Source organism: Herbaspirillum frisingense, assembly GCF_047325095.1.
GTDB classification, from domain to species: domain Bacteria; phylum Pseudomonadota; class Gammaproteobacteria; order Burkholderiales; family Burkholderiaceae_D; genus Herbaspirillum; species Herbaspirillum frisingense.
The window spans coordinates 1,230,483-1,249,128 of the sequence record NZ_CP168558.1; the positions used below are offsets into that span (position 1 = coordinate 1,230,483).

General features: G+C 63.1%; 15 protein-coding genes. All 15 read left to right on the top strand.

All coding sequences use genetic code 11. From position 1 onward, the window contains the following. The first annotated feature begins 60 nt into the window (after window positions 1-60). The 15 genes from gyrA (at window position 61) to ACEOAC_RS05755 (ending at window position 18,610) form a co-directional block, all read left to right on the top strand. On the top strand, window positions 61-2,706 hold the full coding sequence (gene gyrA / locus ACEOAC_RS05685) for a DNA gyrase subunit A (protein ID WP_413445044.1): 2,646 nt from the start codon (window positions 61-63) through the stop codon (window positions 2,704-2,706). A 58-nt stretch (window positions 2,707-2,764) separates the two neighbouring features. Continuing rightward, window positions 2,765-3,877, top strand: coding sequence for a 3-phosphoserine/phosphohydroxythreonine transaminase (serC, locus tag ACEOAC_RS05690; RefSeq protein ID WP_241812243.1), 1,113 nt, complete (start codon window positions 2,765-2,767; stop codon window positions 3,875-3,877). A gap of 129 nt (window positions 3,878-4,006) precedes the next feature. Further along, the gene (gene pheA, locus ACEOAC_RS05695) at window positions 4,007-5,080 is read left to right on the top strand and encodes a prephenate dehydratase (RefSeq protein ID WP_006462114.1); all 1,074 of its coding nucleotides are present in this window, start codon (window positions 4,007-4,009) and stop codon (window positions 5,078-5,080) included. 39 nt (window positions 5,081-5,119) lie between these two features. Then, window positions 5,120-6,007 carry a prephenate dehydrogenase gene (locus ACEOAC_RS05700; RefSeq protein WP_413628731.1) on the top strand — a complete coding sequence of 296 codons (888 nt, stop codon included), beginning with the start codon at window positions 5,120-5,122 and terminating at the stop codon, window positions 6,005-6,007. Between the two features lie 77 nt (window positions 6,008-6,084). Continuing rightward, window positions 6,085-7,416, top strand: a complete 1,332-nt coding sequence (gene aroA / locus ACEOAC_RS05705) for a 3-phosphoshikimate 1-carboxyvinyltransferase (protein ID WP_413444630.1) — start codon at window positions 6,085-6,087, stop codon at window positions 7,414-7,416. A gap of 58 nt (window positions 7,417-7,474) precedes the next feature. After that, window positions 7,475-8,143 carry a (d)CMP kinase gene (gene cmk / locus ACEOAC_RS05710; protein ID WP_413444631.1) on the top strand — a complete coding sequence of 223 codons (669 nt, stop codon included), beginning with the start codon at window positions 7,475-7,477 and terminating at the stop codon, window positions 8,141-8,143. A 215-nt stretch (window positions 8,144-8,358) separates the two neighbouring features. Beyond that, complete coding sequence (gene rpsA / locus ACEOAC_RS05715; protein WP_077235498.1) at window positions 8,359-10,074, top strand: 30S ribosomal protein S1; 1,716 nt, start codon at window positions 8,359-8,361, stop codon at window positions 10,072-10,074. Between the two features lie 13 nt (window positions 10,075-10,087). Then, window positions 10,088-10,393 (top strand): integration host factor subunit beta, encoded by a 306-nt coding sequence (locus ACEOAC_RS05720; RefSeq protein ID WP_006462119.1) that lies wholly within the window; start codon window positions 10,088-10,090, stop codon window positions 10,391-10,393. Between the two features lie 318 nt (window positions 10,394-10,711). Next, the gene (locus ACEOAC_RS05725) at window positions 10,712-11,038 is read left to right on the top strand and encodes a lipopolysaccharide assembly LapA domain-containing protein (RefSeq protein ID WP_039874393.1); all 327 of its coding nucleotides are present in this window, start codon (window positions 10,712-10,714) and stop codon (window positions 11,036-11,038) included. 16 nt (window positions 11,039-11,054) lie between these two features. Continuing rightward, complete coding sequence (gene lapB / locus ACEOAC_RS05730) at window positions 11,055-12,230, top strand: lipopolysaccharide assembly protein LapB (protein WP_413628732.1); 1,176 nt, start codon at window positions 11,055-11,057, stop codon at window positions 12,228-12,230. A 49-nt stretch (window positions 12,231-12,279) separates the two neighbouring features. Further along, a complete protein-coding gene (locus ACEOAC_RS05735; protein WP_413445246.1) occupies window positions 12,280-13,659 on the top strand; it encodes a UDP-glucose dehydrogenase family protein in 1,380 nt (459 codons plus the stop codon). A gap of 1 nt (window position 13,660) precedes the next feature. Beyond that, window positions 13,661-14,596 carry a D-glycero-beta-D-manno-heptose-7-phosphate kinase gene (rfaE1, locus tag ACEOAC_RS05740; RefSeq protein ID WP_342222434.1) on the top strand — a complete coding sequence of 312 codons (936 nt, stop codon included), beginning with the start codon at window positions 13,661-13,663 and terminating at the stop codon, window positions 14,594-14,596. Between the two features lie 130 nt (window positions 14,597-14,726). Continuing rightward, window positions 14,727-15,128 carry a ComEA family DNA-binding protein gene (locus ACEOAC_RS05745; RefSeq protein WP_413445247.1) on the top strand — a complete coding sequence of 134 codons (402 nt, stop codon included), beginning with the start codon at window positions 14,727-14,729 and terminating at the stop codon, window positions 15,126-15,128. Between the two features lie 263 nt (window positions 15,129-15,391). Next, the gene (locus ACEOAC_RS05750) at window positions 15,392-16,363 is read left to right on the top strand and encodes a sensor domain-containing diguanylate cyclase (RefSeq protein WP_241812173.1); all 972 of its coding nucleotides are present in this window, start codon (window positions 15,392-15,394) and stop codon (window positions 16,361-16,363) included. A gap of 108 nt (window positions 16,364-16,471) precedes the next feature. Next, window positions 16,472-18,610 carry a DNA polymerase III subunit gamma/tau gene (locus ACEOAC_RS05755; protein WP_413628733.1) on the top strand — a complete coding sequence of 713 codons (2,139 nt, stop codon included), beginning with the start codon at window positions 16,472-16,474 and terminating at the stop codon, window positions 18,608-18,610. Window positions 18,611-18,646 lie beyond the last annotated feature (36 nt).

The following is an 18,646-nucleotide window of genomic DNA, read 5'->3' on the forward strand; positions in this document are numbered from 1 at the left end:
TCCAAGGGCCACGCCCGCCCGGCAGGATTTTCTGGCCGGGAAACATCTTTCGACTCTCCAATGGATCAATTCGCTAAAGAAACCATCCCCATTTCCCTCGAAGAAGAGATGCGCAAGAGTTACCTCGATTACGCCATGAGCGTGATCGTGGGTCGGGCACTGCCGGACGTGCGCGATGGCTTGAAGCCGGTGCACCGCCGCGTGCTGTACGCGATGCACGAGATGAACAACGTCTGGAACCGTCCCTTCGTGAAGTGCGCGCGCGTGGTCGGTGAAGTGATGGGCAAGTATCACCCGCACGGTGACGCTTCCATCTATGACACCCTGGTGCGTATGGCCCAGGACTTCTCGCTGCGCTATACCCTGGTCGACGGCCAGGGCAACTTCGGTTCCATCGACGGCGACGGCGCTGCGGCGATGCGTTACACCGAGTGTCGCCTGGACAAGATCTCCAACGAATTGCTGGCCGACATCGAGAAGGAAACCGTCGATTTCGTGCCCAACTACGACGGCAAGGAAAAGGAACCTTCGGTCCTGCCGACCCGTATCCCCAACCTGCTGGTCAACGGCTCCTCCGGCATCGCCGTGGGCATGGCCACCAACATCCCGCCGCACAACATCACCGAGGTGATCAACGGCGCGCTGCATCTGCTGGCCAACGAGCATTGCACCATCGATGAACTGATCGAACTGGTGCCGGCACCGGACTTCCCGACCGGCGGCATCATCTATGGCGTCTCCGGCGTGCGCGACGGTTATCGTACCGGTCGCGGCCGTGTGGTCATGCGCGCAAAGACCCACTTCGAAGAGTATGGCCGCGAAGGTCGTATCGCCATCATCGTCGATGAGCTGCCCTACCAGGTCAACAAGAAGGCCTTGCTGGAACGTATCGCCGAGCTGGTGCGCGACAAGAAGCTCGAAGGCATTTCCGACCTGCGCGACGAGTCCGACAAGTCGGGCATGCGCGTGGTGATCGAACTGAAGCGTGGCGAAGTGCCTGAGGTCGTATTGAACAACCTCTACAAGCAGACCCAGCTGCAGGACACCTTCGGCATGAACATGGTGGCCCTGGTCGATGGCCAGCCCCGCCTGCTGAACCTGAAGCAGCTGCTGGAATGCTTCCTGTCGCACCGGCGCGAAGTGGTTACCCGTCGCACCGTGTTCGAACTGCGCAAGGCGCGTGAACGCGGTCACGTGCTGGAAGGTCTGGCCGTGGCACTGGCCAACATCGATGACTTCATCGCCATCATCCGCGCCGCACCGACGCCGCCGATCGCCAAGGCCGAACTGATGTCGCGCGCCTGGGATTCGTCCATGGTGCGCGAGATGCTGGCCCGCGCCGGCGAAGCCAACGAAGGCGGCATCGAAGCCTTCCGTCCGGAAAGCCTGCCGTCCCACTACGGCATCCAGTCCGATGGCCTGTACAAGCTCTCCGACGAGCAGGCCCAGGAAATCCTGCAGATGCGTCTGCAACGCCTGACCGGCCTGGAGCAGGACAAGATCGTCAACGAATACAAGGACGTCATGGCGCAGATCGCCGACCTGCTGGACATCCTGTCCAAGCCGGCCCGCGTGACCGCCATCATCACCGACGAGCTCAACGCCGCCCGCAACGACTACGGCATCGGCGCCAAGGACGAGCGTCGCTCCACCATCGAGCACAATGCCACCGACCTGGCCACCGAAGACCTGATCACGCCGCAGGACATGGTGGTCACGCTTTCGCACACCGGCTACATGAAGTCGCAGCCGGTCTCCGAATACCGTGCGCAAAAGCGCGGCGGTCGCGGCAAGCAGGCCATGGCGACCAAGGATGACGACTGGATCGACCAGCTCTTCATCGCCAACACGCATGACTACATCCTGTGCTTCTCCAACCGTGGCCGCCTGTACTGGCTGAAGGTCTGGGAAGTGCCGCAGGGCTCGCGCAACTCGCGCGGCAAGCCCATCGTCAACATGTTCCCGCTGCAGGATGGCGAGAAGATCACCGTGATCCTGCCGGTGTCGGGCGCCAACCGCAGCTTCCCGGATGACCGCTACGTCTTCATGGCCACCAGCCTGGGCACGGTCAAGAAGACCCCGCTGTCGGACTTCTCCAACCCGCGCAAGGCCGGCATCATCGCCGTGGACCTCGATGAAGGCGACTTCCTGATCGGTGCCGCGCTGACCGATGGCGCCCATGATGTGATGCTGTTCTCGGATGCCGGCAAGGCCGTGCGCTTCGATGAAAACGATGTCCGTCCGATGGGCCGTACCGCCCGTGGCGTGCGCGGCATGAACCTGGAAGAAACGCAGCAGGTCATCGCCCTGCTGGTGGCCGAGAACGAGCAGCAATCCGTGCTCACGGCCACCGAGAACGGCTTCGGCAAGCGTACCCCGATCACCGAGTACACCCGCCATGGCCGTGGCACCAAGGGCATGATCGCGATCCAGACCAGCGAGCGTAACGGCAAGGTAGTGGCTGCGACCCTGGTCGATTCCAGCGACGAGATCATGCTGATCACCACCGGTGGCGTGCTGATTCGCACCCGCGTCTCGGAGATCCGCGAGATGGGTCGTGCCACCCAGGGCGTGACCCTGATCGCGGTGGAGGACGGCACCAAGCTGTCCGGCCTGCAACGCGTGGTCGAGTCCGATGTGGAAGACGTGATGGACGGCGAGAACGCCGAGGGTGCCGGCAGCGAAGCTCCTGCCGCTGGCGAGTAAAGCAAGTCCCGGGCGGCTGGCGACATGCCGGCCGCCTTTTTTGATGGCGAACGCAGAAATGGTCTATAACTTTTCCGCCGGACCGGCGGTATTGCCCAAGGAAGTGCTGCAACAGGCGGCCGACGAGATGCTGGACTGGCATGGCAGCGGCATGTCGGTCATGGAGATGAGCCATCGCGGCAAGGAGTACATGTCCATCATCGAAGCCGCGCTGGCCGACGTGCGCGCGCTGATGAACATCCCCGCCAACTACAAGGTGCTGTTCCTGCAGGGCGGGGCGATTGCAGAAAACGCCATCATCCCCATGAACCTGGCGGCCCTGCGTTCACCGGCCGGCAAGCATGAAGTGGGCGTGGCCGACTACATCAACACCGGTTCCTGGTCGGCCAAGTCGATCAAGGAGGCAGGGCGCTATTGCACAGTGAACGTGGCGGCTTCCTCGGCCGACCGCAAGTTCGCCAGCATTCCGGCACGCAGCGAATGGAAGCTCTCGCGCAATGCCGCCTACGTCCACATCTGCAGCAACGAGACCATCGACGGCGTCGAATACCAATACACTCCTGAGGTTGCAGCCGATACCGATGGCGCGCCGTTGGTGGCCGACATGTCCTCGCACATCCTTTCGCGCGAGGTCGATGTCTCGAAATACGGCGTCATCTATGGTGGTGCCCAGAAGAACATCGGCCCGGCCGGCGTGACCATCGTCATCGTCCGCGAAGACCTGCTGGGTCACGCGCTGCCGTTCTGCCCCTCGGCCTTCGACTGGAAGATCGTGGCCGACAACGACTCCATGTACAACACTCCGCCGACCTACGCGATCTACATCGCCGGCCTGGTGTTCCAGTGGATCAAGCGCCAGGGTGGCGTGGCCGCGCTGGAAGCGCGCAACATCGCCAAGGCCGGGCTGCTCTACGGTTACCTGGATAGCACCGATTTCTACAGCAACCGTATCGCAGCCGATTGCCGTTCCCGCATGAACGTGCCGTTCTTCCTGCGCGACGAGTCGCTCAATGACACTTTCCTGGCCGGCGCCAAAGAGCGCGGCCTGCTGCAGCTGAAAGGCCACAAGTCGGTCGGCGGCATGCGTGCATCGATCTATAACGCGATGCCGATCGAGGGCGTACAGGCCCTGGTCGATTATCTGAAAGACTTCGAAAAGCAGCACGGCTGAGCCGCACCTGACCGGGCATCCAGCCCGAGCGGTGCCGGCCTTCGGTCGTGCGCCATGCCAATGCCATGCCAAGAGCGCCGCAGGCCGGTCTTCGCGCCGGAATGCGGCTGCAGACACTGAAAGAGCAAGATGAGTGACGACAAGTTGCTGCCCCTGCGCCAGAAGATCGATGCCATCGATGCGCAAATCCTCGACCTGCTGAACCAGCGCGCCCGCGTCGCGCAGGAAGTGGGCCACGTCAAGGCCGAGACCAATGCCCCCGTGTTTCGCCCCGAGCGCGAAGCCCAGGTGCTGCGCCGCGCCGCCGACCGCAATCCCGGTCCCTTGCTGGGGACCGATATCCAGACCATCTTCCGCGAAGTGATGTCGGCCTGCCGCGCGCTGGAAAAGCGCGTGGTCGTCGCCTATCTCGGCCCTGAAGGCACCTTCAGCGAGCAGGCCGTGTACCAGCAGTTCGGCCACGCCATCGAAGGACTGCCCTGCGTGTCCATCGATGAAGTGTTCCGCGACGCCGAAGCCGGCACCGCCGATTTCGGCGTGGTCCCCATCGAGAATTCTTCCGAAGGTGTGATCAATCGCACGCTGGACCTGTTGCTGCAGACCACCCTGACCATCAGCGGCGAAGTCTCCATCCCGGTGCATCACAGCCTCATGACCGCCGACGGCAAGATGGATGGCATCACCCGCATCTGTGCACACTCACAGGCTCTGGCCCAGTGCAATGCGTGGCTGAATATGAACTATCCTTCCATCGAACGCCAGGCGGTGGCCTCCAACGCCGAGGCGGCGCGCATGGCAGGTGAAGACAAGAGCGTGGCGGCCATCGCCGGCGAGATCGCTGGCCAGAAGTACAACCTGCAGACCGTCAATGCCCACATCCAGGACGACCCGCACAACCGCACCCGCTTCGCCATCATCGGTCGTCTGCGCACGGCGCCCTCCGGTCGCGACCAGACCTCCATCGTGCTGTCGGTCCCCAACAAGGCCGGTGCGGTGTACAACCTGCTGGCCCCGCTGGCGCGCCATGGTGTGTCGATGACGCGCTTCGAATCGCGACCGGCCCGCATGGGGGCGTGGGAATATTATTTCTACGTCGATCTGGAAGGTCACGAGCAGGACGAGAAGGTCGCCCAGGCGCTGGAGGAGCTGCGCCAGAATGCCGCCTTCTTCAAGCTGCTGGGTTCCTATCCGCTGGGCCTGTAAGTGCCTGCCGTCCTGACACCTTTACCGTCCGAGTCCAACGTGTTCAAGAAAGTCGTCATCTTCGGCGTGGGCCTCATCGGCGGCTCGTTTGCCCTGGCGCTGCGCCGCGCCGGCCAGGCCGCCCACATCGTCGGCGTCGGTCGCTCCCCGGCCAGCCTGGAGCGCGCCCGCGAACTGGGTCTGATCGATAGCGTTGCCACCGACCCGGCGGCTGCAGTCGATGGGGCCGACCTGATCCTGCTGGCCGCCCCGGTGGCCCAGACCGAAGCCATCCTGGCCTCCATCGCGCCCTACCTGGCACCGCGGGCCATCGTTACCGACGCTGGCAGCACCAAGGGCGACGTGGTCGCCGCAGCCCGCAAGGCGCTGGGTGCGCGCATCAGCCAGTTCGTCCCCGCCCATCCGATCGCCGGGCGTGAGCAGCATGGTCCGGAAGCCGCCCTGGCCGACCTCTACGAAGGCAAGAAGGTGGTCATCACCGCCTTGCCCGAGAACGCCGCGCAGGACGTGGAAACGGTCGCCGCCGCCTGGCGCGCCTGTGGTGCCGTCATCCACCGTCTTTCGCCGCCGGAGCATGATGCGGTGTTCGCCTCGGTCAGCCATCTGCCGCATGTACTGGCCTTTGCGCTGGTGGACGATATCGCCGCCAAGCCGCATGCGGACACGCTGTTCCAGTATGCGGCCAGCGGCTTTCGCGATTTCACCCGCATCGCCGCTTCTTCGCCCGAGATGTGGCGCGACATCACACTTGCCAACCGCGATGCCCTGTTGACCGAAGTCGATGCCTATCTGGTGCAATTGCAGTCCATCCGCGAGATGATCGCCAATAGCGATGGCCCCGCGCTGGAACAGGTCTATGCCAGTGCCCGCGATGCGCGCCAGCAATGGGCCGCCGCCATCGAGGCTGCCGAACGCAAGAACGGCTGAGCCAGCCTGGCCGGCAGAATAGTGAAACTTTGCGTGCCGCTGCGGCGGCCCGATTCATCCACCGAAAACGAATCACGATGAAACAGCCTTCCTACCCCCGTCATATCGACCTGACTCCGGTGCACCACGTGCAAGGCACGGTCAAGCTGCCCGGCTCCAAGAGCATCTCCAACCGCATCCTGCTGCTGGCGGCGCTGTCCGGCGGCACCACCCGTATCTTCGACCTGCTGGCCTCCGACGATACCCTGGTCATGCTGATGGCCCTGCAGACCCTGGGCGTGAAGTGGGAGCAGATCGAAGGCACCCAGGATTACATCGTGCATGGCGTCAATGGCGTGCTGCCGGTGCACCAGGCCGATCTCTTCATGGGCAATGCCGGTACCGCCATCCGCCCGCTCACCGCGGCGCTGGCCGTGCTGGGTGGCGACTACACGCTGCACGGCGTGCCGCGCATGCATGAGCGCCCCATCGGCGACCTGGTCGATGCCCTCAATGCGGTCGGCATGCGCATCGACTACACCGGCAACCCGGGTTATCCGCCGCTGCATATCCGTCGCGGCCAGTTGACTTCCTCGCGCATGAAGGTGCGCGGCAATGTGTCCAGCCAGTTCCTGACCGCCTTGCTGATGGCGGCGCCCTTGATGGCGCGCGAAGAGGCGATGCAGATCGACGTGGTCGGCGAGCTCATTTCCAAGCCCTATATCGAGATCACGCTGAACCTGATGCGCCGCTTCGGCGTCGAGGTCGAGCGTGATGGCTGGCAACAGTTCATCATCCAGCCCGGCCAGCACTACCGCAGCCCGGGCAGCATCCACGTCGAGGGCGATGCGTCCTCGGCCTCCTACTTCCTGGCGGCCGGCGCCATCACCGGCGGCCCGATTCGGGTCGAAGGGGTGGGCCGCGACAGCATCCAGGGCGATGTGCGCTTCGTCGAGGCGCTGCAGCAGATGGGGGCCACCATTACCATGGGTGAGAACTGGATCGAGGCCTCGTCCAACGGCCCCCTGAAGGCCATCGAAGCCGATTTCAACCATATTCCCGACGCCGCCATGACCATCGCCGTGGCCGCGCTCTATGCCGACGGCCCCAGCACCTTGCGCAATATCGCCAGCTGGCGCGTCAAGGAAACCGACCGCCTGGCTGCCATGGCCACTGAGCTGCGCAAGCTCGGCGCCGAGGTGGAGGAGGGCGCCGACTACCTGAAGGTGACGCCGCCGGCCGAGATCGGCAGCGCCGCCATCGACACCTATGACGACCATCGCATGGCCATGTGTTTCTCCCTGGCATCGCTGGATGGTGCATTGCGGCGTGGCAACCGGGTGCGCATCAATGACCCCAAATGCGTGGCCAAGACCTTCCCGGATTACTTCGACGTCTTCAAAAAGATTGCCGAGCAAACCTTGATCTGATAAACCCTGTAGTAACGAGAAATTGCACTAAATTATTCACTGATAAAGGGTTCAGGCCATGGAAAAAGCAAAGATACCGGTCATCGCCATTGATGGTCCCACCGCCTCGGGCAAGGGCACCGTGGCCCAGAAGGTGGCCCAGCAACTGGGTTTCCATTACCTGGATTCGGGCGCGCTGTACCGCCTGACGGCGCTGTCCGTGCTGCGGCGCGGCATCGCCCTGGACGACGAGCATGCGCTGGCCAAGGCGGCCGAGCACCTGCACTGCCATTTCGATGGCGCCCACATCTTCCTGGCCAATGAAGACGTGACCCAGGCCATCCGTGCCGAAGAGGTTGGCAATACCGCTTCCCGCATCGCCGCCCTGATCACCGTGCGCCAGGCCTTGTACGGCCTGCAGTTGTCATTCAGGAAATCCCCCGGCCTGGTGGCCGATGGTCGCGACATGGGTACCGTCATCTTCCCCAACGCCCGTCTGAAGGTGTTTTTGACCGCCAGTGTGGAAGCGCGCGCCACAAGACGCTATAAGCAATTGATTGACAAGGGTTTTTCTGCTAATATCGAAGACCTCTCCAGAGATTTGAAGGAACGTGACGAACGCGACGTGAGTCGCTCGTCGGCCCCCTTGAAGCCTGCGGAGGGCGCATATCACCTGGATACATCCGACATGACCGCTGACGAAGCGGTGCAGCAGGTACTCAGCTGGTACGCTGCCCTGGGGCATTGAAAGCGCCTGAATCTGCTTGAAAAAGCGCCTTTCGCTGCCATCATGGGCAAGTCCTTGTTGTACCCGTAGTGCCATTGGTGCCCGGCAGATGCAAAGTCTGACGGGTGTTGATAAACCTAACCCAGTATCCATGCCGTCGGCGGCAACGCAGGCGGCAGTGCAAGTCGGGACGATTGCATCGTACGGATACCGGCCAATCTTTCTTACTTTCTTTTATGTCTACCACTACCGTTATCGCTGCAGGTGTTGATACCTCCAGCGAATTTGCTGCTCTGTTTGAAGAATCGCTGTCGCGTCAGGACATGCGTTCGGGTGAAGTCATCTCGGCAGAAGTCGTGCGCCTGGATCACAACTTCGTGATCGTCAACGCCGGCCTGAAGTCGGAAGCATTCATCCCTGTTGAAGAATTCAAGAACGACAACGGCGAAGTCGAAGTCAACGTCGGCGACTTCATCTCCGTTGCGATCGAATCGCTGGAAAACGGCTTCGGCGACACCATCCTGTCGCGCGACAAGGCCAAGCGTCTGGCATCGTGGCTCTCGCTGGAAAAGGCGATGGAGTCCGGCGAGATCGTCACCGGTACCGTCAATGGCAAGGTCAAGGGCGGCCTGACCGTTCTGACCAACGGCATCCGTGCCTTCCTGCCGGGTTCGCTGGTCGACACCCGTCCGGTCAAGGACACCACCCCGTTCGAAGGCAAGACCCTGGAATTCAAGGTCATCAAGCTGGATCGCAAGCGCAACAACGTCGTTCTGTCGCGCCGTGCCGTGATCGAAGCCTCCATGGGCGAAGAGCGCGCCAAGCTGATGGAAACCCTGAAGGAAGGCACCGTCGTCACCGGTATCGTCAAGAACATCACCGACTACGGTGCGTTCGTTGACCTGGGTGGCATCGACGGCCTGCTGCACATCACCGACCTGGCATGGCGTCGCGTGCGTCACCCGTCGGAAGTGCTGTCGGTTGGCCAAGAGATCACCGCCAAGGTCCTCAAGTACGATCAAGAGAAGAACCGCGTCTCCCTGGGCGTGAAGCAACTGGGCGACGATCCGTGGACCGGTCTGTCGCGTCGCTACCCGCAAGGCACCCGCCTGTTCGGCAAGGTCACCAACCTGACCGACTACGGTGCATTCGTGGAAGTCGAACAAGGCATCGAAGGCCTGGTGCACGTCTCCGAAATGGACTGGACCAACAAGAACGTGGCCCCGAACAAGGTTGTCCAGCTGGGCGACGAAGTCGAAGTCATGGTTCTGGAAATCGACGAAGAGCGTCGTCGTATCTCCCTGGGCATGAAGCAGTGCAAGCCGAACCCGTGGGACGACTTCGCCATGAGCCACAAGAAGGGCGACAAGGTCAAGGGTTCCATCAAGTCGATCACCGACTTCGGCGTGTTCATCGGCCTGCCGGGCAACATCGACGGTCTGGTGCACCTGTCCGACCTGTCCTGGACCGAAGCTGGCGAAGAAGCCGTGCGCAAGTTCAAGAAGGGCGACGAGCTGGAAGCCGTTGTTCTGGCCATCGACGTGGAACGCGAGCGCGTCTCCCTGGGCGTGAAGCAACTGGAAGGCGACCCGTTCAACAACTTCGCCGCCCTGAACGACAAGGGTGCGTTGGTGACCGGTACCGTCAAGTCGGTTGAGCCCAAGGGTGCTGTGATCCAGCTGAACGACGAAGTCGAAGGCTACCTGCGTGCATCCGAAATCTCCCGCGACCGCGTGGAAGATGCCGGTACCCACCTGAAGGTTGGCGATTCCGTCGAAGCCCTGGTCATCAACATCGACCGCAAGGCTCGCAGCATCCAGCTGTCGATCAAGGCCAAGGACAACGCCGAGACCCAGGAAGCCATGCAGAAGATGTCGGCTGACTCCAACGCTGCTTCGGGCACCACCAGCCTGGGCGCGCTGCTGAAGGCCAAGCTCGACAACAAGAACTGATCTTCCGGTCACGATGACGAAGTCGGAGCTGATCGCCCGTCTGGCTGAGCGTTATCCGCAACTTGTCGCCAAGGATGCGGATTACGCGGTCAAGACCATCCTCGATGCCATGGTCGACGCACTCGCGACCGGCCAGCGTATCGAGATCCGTGGTTTTGGCAGCTTCGCGCTCAACCGCCGTCCGCCGCGTATCGGCCGCAATCCCAAGTCTGGCGACAAGGTGATGGTTCCCGAAAAACGGGTGCCGCACTTCAAGCCCGGCAAGGAATTGCGCGAACGCGTCGATGCGATGGTCGGCCAGCCAATCCGCGAGGATTGAACCGGCTTGGCCTGTGACCAGGCAGTTCTTGTCGCCAGCTTCATTGATGGCGATGTCAGGCTGCAGTAATCGTTGATACCTTGCACCTGCCCAGCGCACGCTGAGCGGGTGTAAAGGCAGATCAACAAAATGAACGGCATCTTTGGATGCCGTTTTTTTTCACGTACAATCCGCATTTGACCTGGATTGACCTGGAAAGCGAGCGAAACAGGCCCGATTTTTCCGGCCAGCGCAATAATTGCGATCCGGCACGCCCCGCCGCGAGGTGCGCAGGCGGCCTTCCGGGCAGCACACTGACCCGCCAGAAAGGATTACGCCATGAAAATACTCTCCCGATTGATCGCGGCCATCCTGTTCGTGTTCTTCTTTTTCTTCGCCCTGCGCAACACCCAGGAAGTGACCATGCACTTCTTCCTCGGCTATGAGCGCAGCGACCCGCTGGTCCTGGTCCTGCTGGCCTTCTTCGTGGTCGGCGCGGTACTGGGCGTGCTGGCCATGGTGCCGCTGGTCTTGCGCCATCGTCGCGAAGCCTCGCGCTACAAGAAGACCCTGGCCCAGATACAGAAGGCCCAGGAAGACCTGGTCCAGGCACAGGCCCAGCCGCCACAGCCAGACAGCGTGATAACAGCGCAGCACATCCTCTAATTGCCCCTCTCTCTTTATGGAATTTGAATTTTGGTGGTTGCTCGGCATCCCGGTCTTCTTCGGACTCGGATGGATTGCCGCGCGGGTTGACATCAACCAGTTGCTGTCCGAATCGCGTACCCTGCCACGCGGCTATTTCAAGGGCCTCAACTTCCTGCTCAACGAGCAACCCGACAAGGCCATCGACGCCTTCATCGAAATCGTCAAGCTGGACCCGGAAACGGTAGAACTGCACTTTGCCCTGGGCAACCTGTTCCGCCGCCGCGGCGAGACCGAACGCGCCATCCGCGTGCACCAGAACCTGCTGGCGCGCCCGGACCTGCCGGCCGAGCACCACGGACATGCCCTGTATGAACTGGGCCAGGATTATCTGAAGGCTGGCCTGCTGGACCGCGCCGAGGAAACCTTCAACAAGCTCATCGACACCCCCTACAGCGCCCAGGCCGGTCGCGCCCTGCTGGAAATCTACCAGCGCGAGAAGGAGTGGACCCGCGCCATCGCCGCGGCCGAGATCCTGCAGGCCACCCGCGCCGGGGGCCGCCAGCGCGAGATCGCCCAGTTCTATTGCGAACTGGCTGCCGACGAACTGGTGCGCACCAATACCGATGCCGCCATGTCCCTGCTGGACAAGGCCCTGGCCGCTGACCGCAAGAGCGTACGCGCCACCATGCTGATGGGCGACGCGCTGCGCGCCCGTGGCGACATCGAGGGCGCGCTGGAAACCTGGCGACGTGTGGAGCACCAGAGCGTGCCGCATACTGCCCTGGTGGCGCAGCGCCTGATGGATGGCTATATCGCCGTGGGCCGCCCGCAGGAGGGTATCAACCTGCTGCGCGCCTACCTGGCCGAAGCGCCGTCGATCGACTTGCTGGAAGTGGTCTTCAAGGCCGTCCTCGACGCCGATGGCATCGACGCCGCCAACGTCCTGGTCAGCGACGAACTGCGTCGTACGCCCACGCTGCTGGGCCTGGACAAGTTCCTGGAAGCCCGCATGATGAGTGCGCCCCAGACCGTGCGTCCCGAGCTGGCGGTAGTCAAGACCCTGGTGCATGGCTATACCCAGAAGCTGGCACGCTACCAGTGCAGCCACTGCGGTTTCAAGGCCCGCCAGTTCTATTGGCAATGCCCGGGCTGCAGCCAGTGGGAGACCTATCCGCCGCGCCGCACCGAAGAACTGAACGTGATGAACTGAACGTGATGAATCAAGGCCGCATGGCCGTACCTGACACTCTGGATCTACCATGAAAATCACCATCATCGGCACCGGCTACGTTGGCCTGGTGACCGGCGCCTGCCTGGCCGAACTCGGCAACGATGTGTTCTGCCTGGACCTCGACCAGCGCAAGGTCGACATTCTCAACAACGGCGGCATCCCCATCCACGAACCCGGCCTGGAAGAAGTGGTGGCGCGCAACCGTGCCGCCGGCCGCCTGCAGTTTTCCACCGACGTTGCCGCCAGCGTGGCCCACGGGGATATCCAGTTCATCGCGGTGGGTACCCCGCCCGACGAAGACGGCTCGGCCGACCTGCAATACGTGCTGGCCGCCGCCCGCAACATCGGCCGTCACATGGAAGGCTTCAAGGTGGTGGTCGACAAGTCCACCGTGCCGGTGGGTACGGCTGACCGCGTCAAGGCCGCCATCGCCGAGGAACTGGCACAGCGCGGCACGACCGATGCCAGCTTCTCGGTGGTCTCCAATCCGGAATTCCTCAAGGAAGGCGCAGCGGTAGAAGACTTCATGCGCCCTGACCGCATCGTGATCGGTCACGATCAGAGCGCCGATGGCCAGCGCGCGCAGAAGCTGATGAAGAAGCTCTACGCGCCCTTCAACCGCAACCATGAGCGCACCTACTGGATGGACGTGCGCTCGGCCGAATTCACCAAATACGCCGCCAACGCCATGCTGGCTACGCGCATTTCCTTCATGAACGAACTGGCCAACCTGGCCGATCGGGTAGGCGCCGACATCGAGTCCGTGCGTCACGGCATCGGTTCCGATCCGCGTATCGGTCACAGTTTCCTGTATGCCGGCTGCGGCTATGGCGGCTCCTGCTTCCCCAAGGATGTGCAGGCGCTGGAGCGCACCGCCCGCGACTACGACCAGGAACTGCTGATCCTGCAGGCCGTCGAGCGTGTCAACGATCGCCAGAAGCACGTGCTGGGCAAGAAGATCGTCACCCGCTTCGGCGAAGACCTGGCTGGAAAGCACTTCGCGATCTGGGGGCTGGCCTTCAAGCCCAATACCGACGACATGCGCGAAGCGTCGTCGCGGGTGCTGATCGGCGAACTGGTACGACGCGGCGCCAGCGTGGCCGTCTACGATCCGGTGGCCATGAAGGAAGCCGGCCGCGTGCTGGAACTGGACTTTGCCGACGATACGCAGTTGCTGCAGAAGATCCGTTTCGCCGCGTCGCCCAATGACACCTTGCAAGGTGCCGACGCCCTGGCCATCGTCACCGAATGGAAGGCTTTCCGCAGTCCTGATTTCGAGCGCGTCAAGGCGGTACTGAAGACCCCGGTCATCTTCGATGGCCGCAACCTGTTCGATCCGCAGCTCATGGCCGACAGCGGCATCGAATACTACGGCATCGGCCGCACTCTTCAAGCGCGTGGACAATAACGTGAACAAGGACCTCTCTTCCGCCTGGGATTCCGCCCGCATCCTCATCGTGGGCGATGTCATGCTGGACCGCTACTGGTTCGGCGAAGTCAATCGCATCTCTCCCGAAGCCCCGGTTCCGGTGGTGCGCGTGGAACGCCGCGAGGAGCGCCTGGGTGGTGCCGCCAACGTGGCACGCAATACGGCCAGCCTGGGAGCCAGGACGGCGCTGCTGGGCGTCACCGGCGACGACGAGCCGGCGCGCGTGATGGAGAACATGCTGCGCGAAATGGGCATCGACAGCCACCTGAACCGCGACCCCAGCATCGCCACCATCGTCAAGCTGCGTGTGATCGGGCGCCAGCAGCAGCTGGTGCGCATCGACTTCGAAGAGGCGCCTACCGATACCGTATTGCGCGACAAGCTGACCCAGTTCAACTCGCTGGTGGCCGATTACGACGTCATCGTCTTTTCCGACTACGCCAAGGGCGGGCTGGTCAACGTCGCTGAGATGATCGCCACCGCGAAGAAGCTGGGCAAGCGCATCCTGGTCGACCCCAAGGGCGATGATTTCACGCGTTACGCCGGCGCCTCCATCCTCACGCCCAACAAGTCGGAGATGGTGCGCATCGTCGGCCAGTGGAAGAACGAGGAAGACCTCACCGCACGTGCCCAGAAACTGCGTACCGAACTGGGCCTCGAAGCCTTGCTGCTGACCCGTTCGGAAGAAGGCATGAGCCTGTACCGCGACGGCGAAGTTACTCACTTCCCCACCATGGCGCGTGAAGTGTTCGACGTATCTGGCGCAGGCGATACCGTCATCGGTACTCTCGCCGTGATGCTGGGCGCAGGTGCTTCGCTGGTGGATGCCGTCACCATGGCCAATCGTGCCGGAGGCATTGTGGTCGGCAAGCTCGGTACCGCCACCGTGACCCGCGAGGAATTGCTGGCAGGGTGATTTGAGAGCGGTTTTCTAGCTGGATTACTGTCAACAGGCTGCTGTGACTTTCGTTGAGGATGGGCAGCGCATTTCCGGATGCGCTGCCCTTTGTTTTTTCCCTCAATCCAGAAAGTCGAAAGGACGCATCATGTTGAAGAAAACCCTGTTGTTCGTACTGAGCTTTTTCGTCGCTACCGGTCTCGCCCTGGCCGAGGTGGACGTCAACAAGGCCGATCAGGCCGCCCTCGACGGCGTACGCGGAATCGGTCCCTCCATGTCCAGGCGCATCCTGGATGAACGCCAGAAGGGCGGTAGCTTCAAGGACTGGAGCGACCTGCAGGCCAGGGTCAAGGGCATCAAGGACAAGGCCGCCGCGAAGCTGTCTGCCAATGGCCTGACGGTGAACGGTCAGCCTAAGTCCGGAGCGCCCGGCGACGCGGCTGCCCGCTCGGGTAAGGCTGTCAAATCCCCACGCGCTGAGAACAAGGGCAAGGAGCCCGCCGCCAAGGCTGACAAGATGGCTGAAGAGCCGGCGGCCGCCAAGAGGTGACGGCTAAAAGTTGCTGATCTGAGGAAAGCCCTCGTAGCAAGGGCATCCGCAGGGTGGCACGACAGCGTCGATGAATCTGGCGCTTGACGGTGGGCCGAGGTAGGGGAGGCCTGCTGTTCGATGTCAGGCAATGGGAAGCGGGCGAGGGCGATGTCCGCGCTTCTTGTGCATAACTAAATCTTGTTTCTCGAAAAATTTGGGGTTAAAGTGAGCTGCAGCCTGCCGTTAACCTGGGCAACCACGTCCATCTGCGTTGATGAATCATGATAATTGCCGAGCTCCCCGTCAATGAAGCTGCCCGCATCGACGCCCTGCATTCGCTGCGCATCCTCGATACGCCCAGGGAAGAGCGCTTCGACCGCCTGACCCGCCTGGCGCGGCGTCTGTTCGATGTGCCGATGGCGGTGGTGTCGCTGGTCGATGTCCATCGCCAATGGTTCAAGTCCTGCGTAGGACTGGGCGATGCCACCGAGACCTCGCGTGACGTTTCCTTCTGCGCCCATGCCATCCTGAGCGAAGACCTGACCATCGTTCCCGACGCCCGGCTCGATGCGCGTTTCGCCACCAATCCCCAGGTCACCGGCGAACCCTTCATCCGGTTCTACGCAGGATGTCCCATCAAGAGTGAAAGCGGCTTTACCCTGGGTACCTTGTGCCTGGTCGATACGGTCCCCCGCAATTTCGATGTCGATGAGCAATCCCTGCTCAAGGACCTGGCTGCCATGGTCGAACAGGAACTGGCTGCCGTGAAACTGGCCACCATCGACGACCTTACCGGGGTCTCGAACCGGCGCGGCTTCGAGGCGCTGGCCCGGCATGCCCTGGCCAACGCCCGGCGCATCGGCCATGCCGCCTGCGTGCTCAACTTCGACCTGAATCATTTCAAGCAGATAAACGACCGCTTCGGGCATTCCGAAGGCGATCAGGCCCTGACCGATTTCGCCGGCCTGCTCATGGCCAACCTGCGCGAATCCGATGTCATCGGGCGCCTGGGCGGTGATGAATTCGCGGTTTTCCTGACCAATACTTCCCTGGACGATTCGGTCGTCGTCCTGCAGCATCTGCAGCAGGCGGTGCAAGCCTTCAACCAGAGCGGCCAGCGCCAGTATCAACTGGACTACTGCGTCGGTGCGGTGCAGTACGATGCAGCGCGGCACCCTGACCTGGCTGCCCTGCAGCGCGACGCCGATGCAGCCATGTACGAGCGCAAGAAGGCGCGCCGCGCCGCGCCCTGATCCAGTCAGCGGGGGCTGGCGGCGGCAGTGCATGCAGGCAAAGGCGATACGGGCGGCGAAATAGCTTAAAATGCCCCCCTGAGCCAAAAAGCCGACTGCAGCCACCTCATGTCCTATCAAGTTCTCGCCCGTAAATATCGTCCCCGCAGCTTCGACACCCTGGTAGGCCAGGAACACGTCGTGCGCGCGTTGACGCACGCGCTGGAACAGCAGCGGCTGCACCACGCCTACCTGTTCACCGGTACCCGGGGTGTAGGCAAGACCACGCTCTCGCGCATCCTGGCCAAGTCACTCAATTGCGTCGGCCCGGATGGCAACGGCGGCATCACCGCGGCTCCCTGTGGCGTGTGCGAAGCCTGCGTGGCCATCGATGCCGGCCGCTTCGTCGACTACATCGAGATGGACGCCGCCTCCAACCGCGGTGTGGACGAGATGGCGCAGTTGCTGGAACAGGCCATCTACGCGCCGTCCAACGCCCGCTTCAAGGTCTACATGATCGATGAAGTGCACATGCTCACCAACCACGCCTTCAACGCCATGCTGAAGACGCTGGAAGAGCCGCCCGAGCACATCAAGTTCATCCTCGCCACTACAGATCCGCAAAAGATTCCCGTGACCGTGCTGTCGCGCTGCCTGCAGTTCAACCTGAAGCAGATGCCGCCCGGCCACATCATCAGCCATCTCGACAACATCCTGAACCAGGAAGGCATCGCGTTCGATCCCCCCGCGCTGCGCCTGCTGGCGCAAGGGGCGTCGGGCTCCATGCGCGATGCGCTGTCGCTGACCGACCAGGCCATCGCCTATGCCGCCGGCCGGGTCACCCTGGAAGCCGTGCAGGGCATGCTGGGCGCGCTGGACCAGTCCTACCTGATCCGCGTCCTTGATGCCCTGGCCGTGCAGGATGGCGCGGCGCTGCTGGGCGTGGCCGACGATATGGCGACCCGCAGCCTGTCCTACAATGCCGCGCTGCAAGACCTGGGGACGCTGCTGCACCAGATCGCGCTGGCGCAGGCCGTACCGGCCGCACTGGCCGAGGACCTGCCCAACCGCGAAGATATCCTGCGCCTGGCGACCCAGTTCAGTCCCGAGCACGTGCAGCTGTTCTACCAGATCGCCGTGCACGGCCGCAATGAACTGGGCCTGGCCCCCGACGAATACGCCGGCTTCAGCATGACGCTCTTGCGCATGCTGGCCTTCCGTCCGGTCAGCGCCACTGCCTCCGGCCCGGTACCGGCCGCAGCAGCACCAGCCGCAGCGCGCCCGGCTGCACCGCGCCAGGCGGCCCCACTGATGGCGCCGCAAGCGGCCGTGACCAGCGCCCCGGTCGCCCGCGTTCAGGCCCCGGCAGCAGCGCCAGCGCCGACCGTGCCGACTGCACTGAATGCACCGCCCGCAGCAAGCGCATCCGCAGCACCTGCAACAGCTTCAGCCGCACCTGCTACGCGTGCTGCCCCTGCAGCCCCGGCATCGGCCCGCGAGGCAGCGCTGATGGCAGCCCGCGTCGGCAAGAACGGCAAGGCTCCTGCTGCTCGTCCAACACCTGCGCCGACACCAGCGTCGGCGCCTGCTGGGGGCGCCGCGCAGGTGGTATCCACCGCTGCCGCCCCGGCTGCTTCGGCTCCGCGTGCCGCCGCGCCGCTGGCGTCGGACATGCCGGACATGCCCGAACCGCCGCCCTTCGACGCCATTCCGCCCTGGGAAGAGGATGCACGCGGCGACACGATGCCACCCGCTGGCTTCGCGGCTGAAAAAAAAACTGAGCCCGCTGTCGCCGTCGCACCGGCCGCGCCCGCCGCACCCCAGCGTCTGGCCGCCACACCCGCACAGCAACAGGAAACCGCCCGCATCGCCGCTGAACTGGGCTGGGACGGCCATTGGCCCAGCCTGGCCGCCAGCCTGGCACTGCGCGGTGTGGCCCATCAGATGGCGTTCCAGAGTGAACTGGTGCGCTGCGAAGCGCTCAATGGTGGCAATGTCTGCTTCCACCTGCGCATCCCCCTCGACACCCTGCGTTCCTCGGGCAGCGTGGAAAAACTGGTGGCCGCCCTGTCAGAACGCTTCGGCAAGGAAATCCGCGTGGAAACCGAACTCGGCGCCGTCGCCGACACGGCCAACGCGGTGGCCGAAGCCGAACGCGCCGAGCGCCAGCGCAAGGCTGAACAGAAGATGACCAGCGACCCCTTCGTGATGACCATGATGCGCGAATTCGGCGCCACCATCGTGCCGGGGTCGATCCAGGCGTTGTGAAGCAGGAACGGAAGGACCGACCGGATTGCCGGGCGC

Excerpts from the sequence above, each read along its gene's own strand:
- serC (WP_241812243.1), top strand. The coding sequence starts at position 2,765 with ATGGTCTATAACTTTTCCGCCGGACCGGCGGTATTGCCCAAGGAAGTG.
- rpsA (WP_077235498.1), top strand. The coding sequence starts at position 8,359 with ATGTCTACCACTACCGTTATCGCTGCAGGTGTTGATACCTCCAGCGAA.
- ACEOAC_RS05755 (WP_413628733.1), top strand. The coding sequence starts at position 16,472 with ATGTCCTATCAAGTTCTCGCCCGTAAATATCGTCCCCGCAGCTTCGAC.
- ACEOAC_RS05750 (WP_241812173.1), top strand. The coding sequence starts at position 15,392 with ATGATAATTGCCGAGCTCCCCGTCAATGAAGCTGCCCGCATCGACGCC.
- cmk (WP_413444631.1), top strand. The coding sequence starts at position 7,475 with ATGGAAAAAGCAAAGATACCGGTCATCGCCATTGATGGTCCCACCGCC.
- aroA (WP_413444630.1), top strand. The coding sequence starts at position 6,085 with ATGAAACAGCCTTCCTACCCCCGTCATATCGACCTGACTCCGGTGCAC.
- pheA (WP_006462114.1), top strand. The coding sequence starts at position 4,007 with ATGAGTGACGACAAGTTGCTGCCCCTGCGCCAGAAGATCGATGCCATC.
- ACEOAC_RS05725 (WP_039874393.1), top strand. The coding sequence starts at position 10,712 with ATGAAAATACTCTCCCGATTGATCGCGGCCATCCTGTTCGTGTTCTTC.
- ACEOAC_RS05745 (WP_413445247.1), top strand. The coding sequence starts at position 14,727 with ATGTTGAAGAAAACCCTGTTGTTCGTACTGAGCTTTTTCGTCGCTACC.
- gyrA (WP_413445044.1), top strand. The coding sequence starts at position 61 with ATGGATCAATTCGCTAAAGAAACCATCCCCATTTCCCTCGAAGAAGAG.
- ACEOAC_RS05735 (WP_413445246.1), top strand. The coding sequence starts at position 12,280 with ATGAAAATCACCATCATCGGCACCGGCTACGTTGGCCTGGTGACCGGC.
- lapB (WP_413628732.1), top strand. The coding sequence starts at position 11,055 with ATGGAATTTGAATTTTGGTGGTTGCTCGGCATCCCGGTCTTCTTCGGA.
- ACEOAC_RS05720 (WP_006462119.1), top strand. The coding sequence starts at position 10,088 with ATGACGAAGTCGGAGCTGATCGCCCGTCTGGCTGAGCGTTATCCGCAA.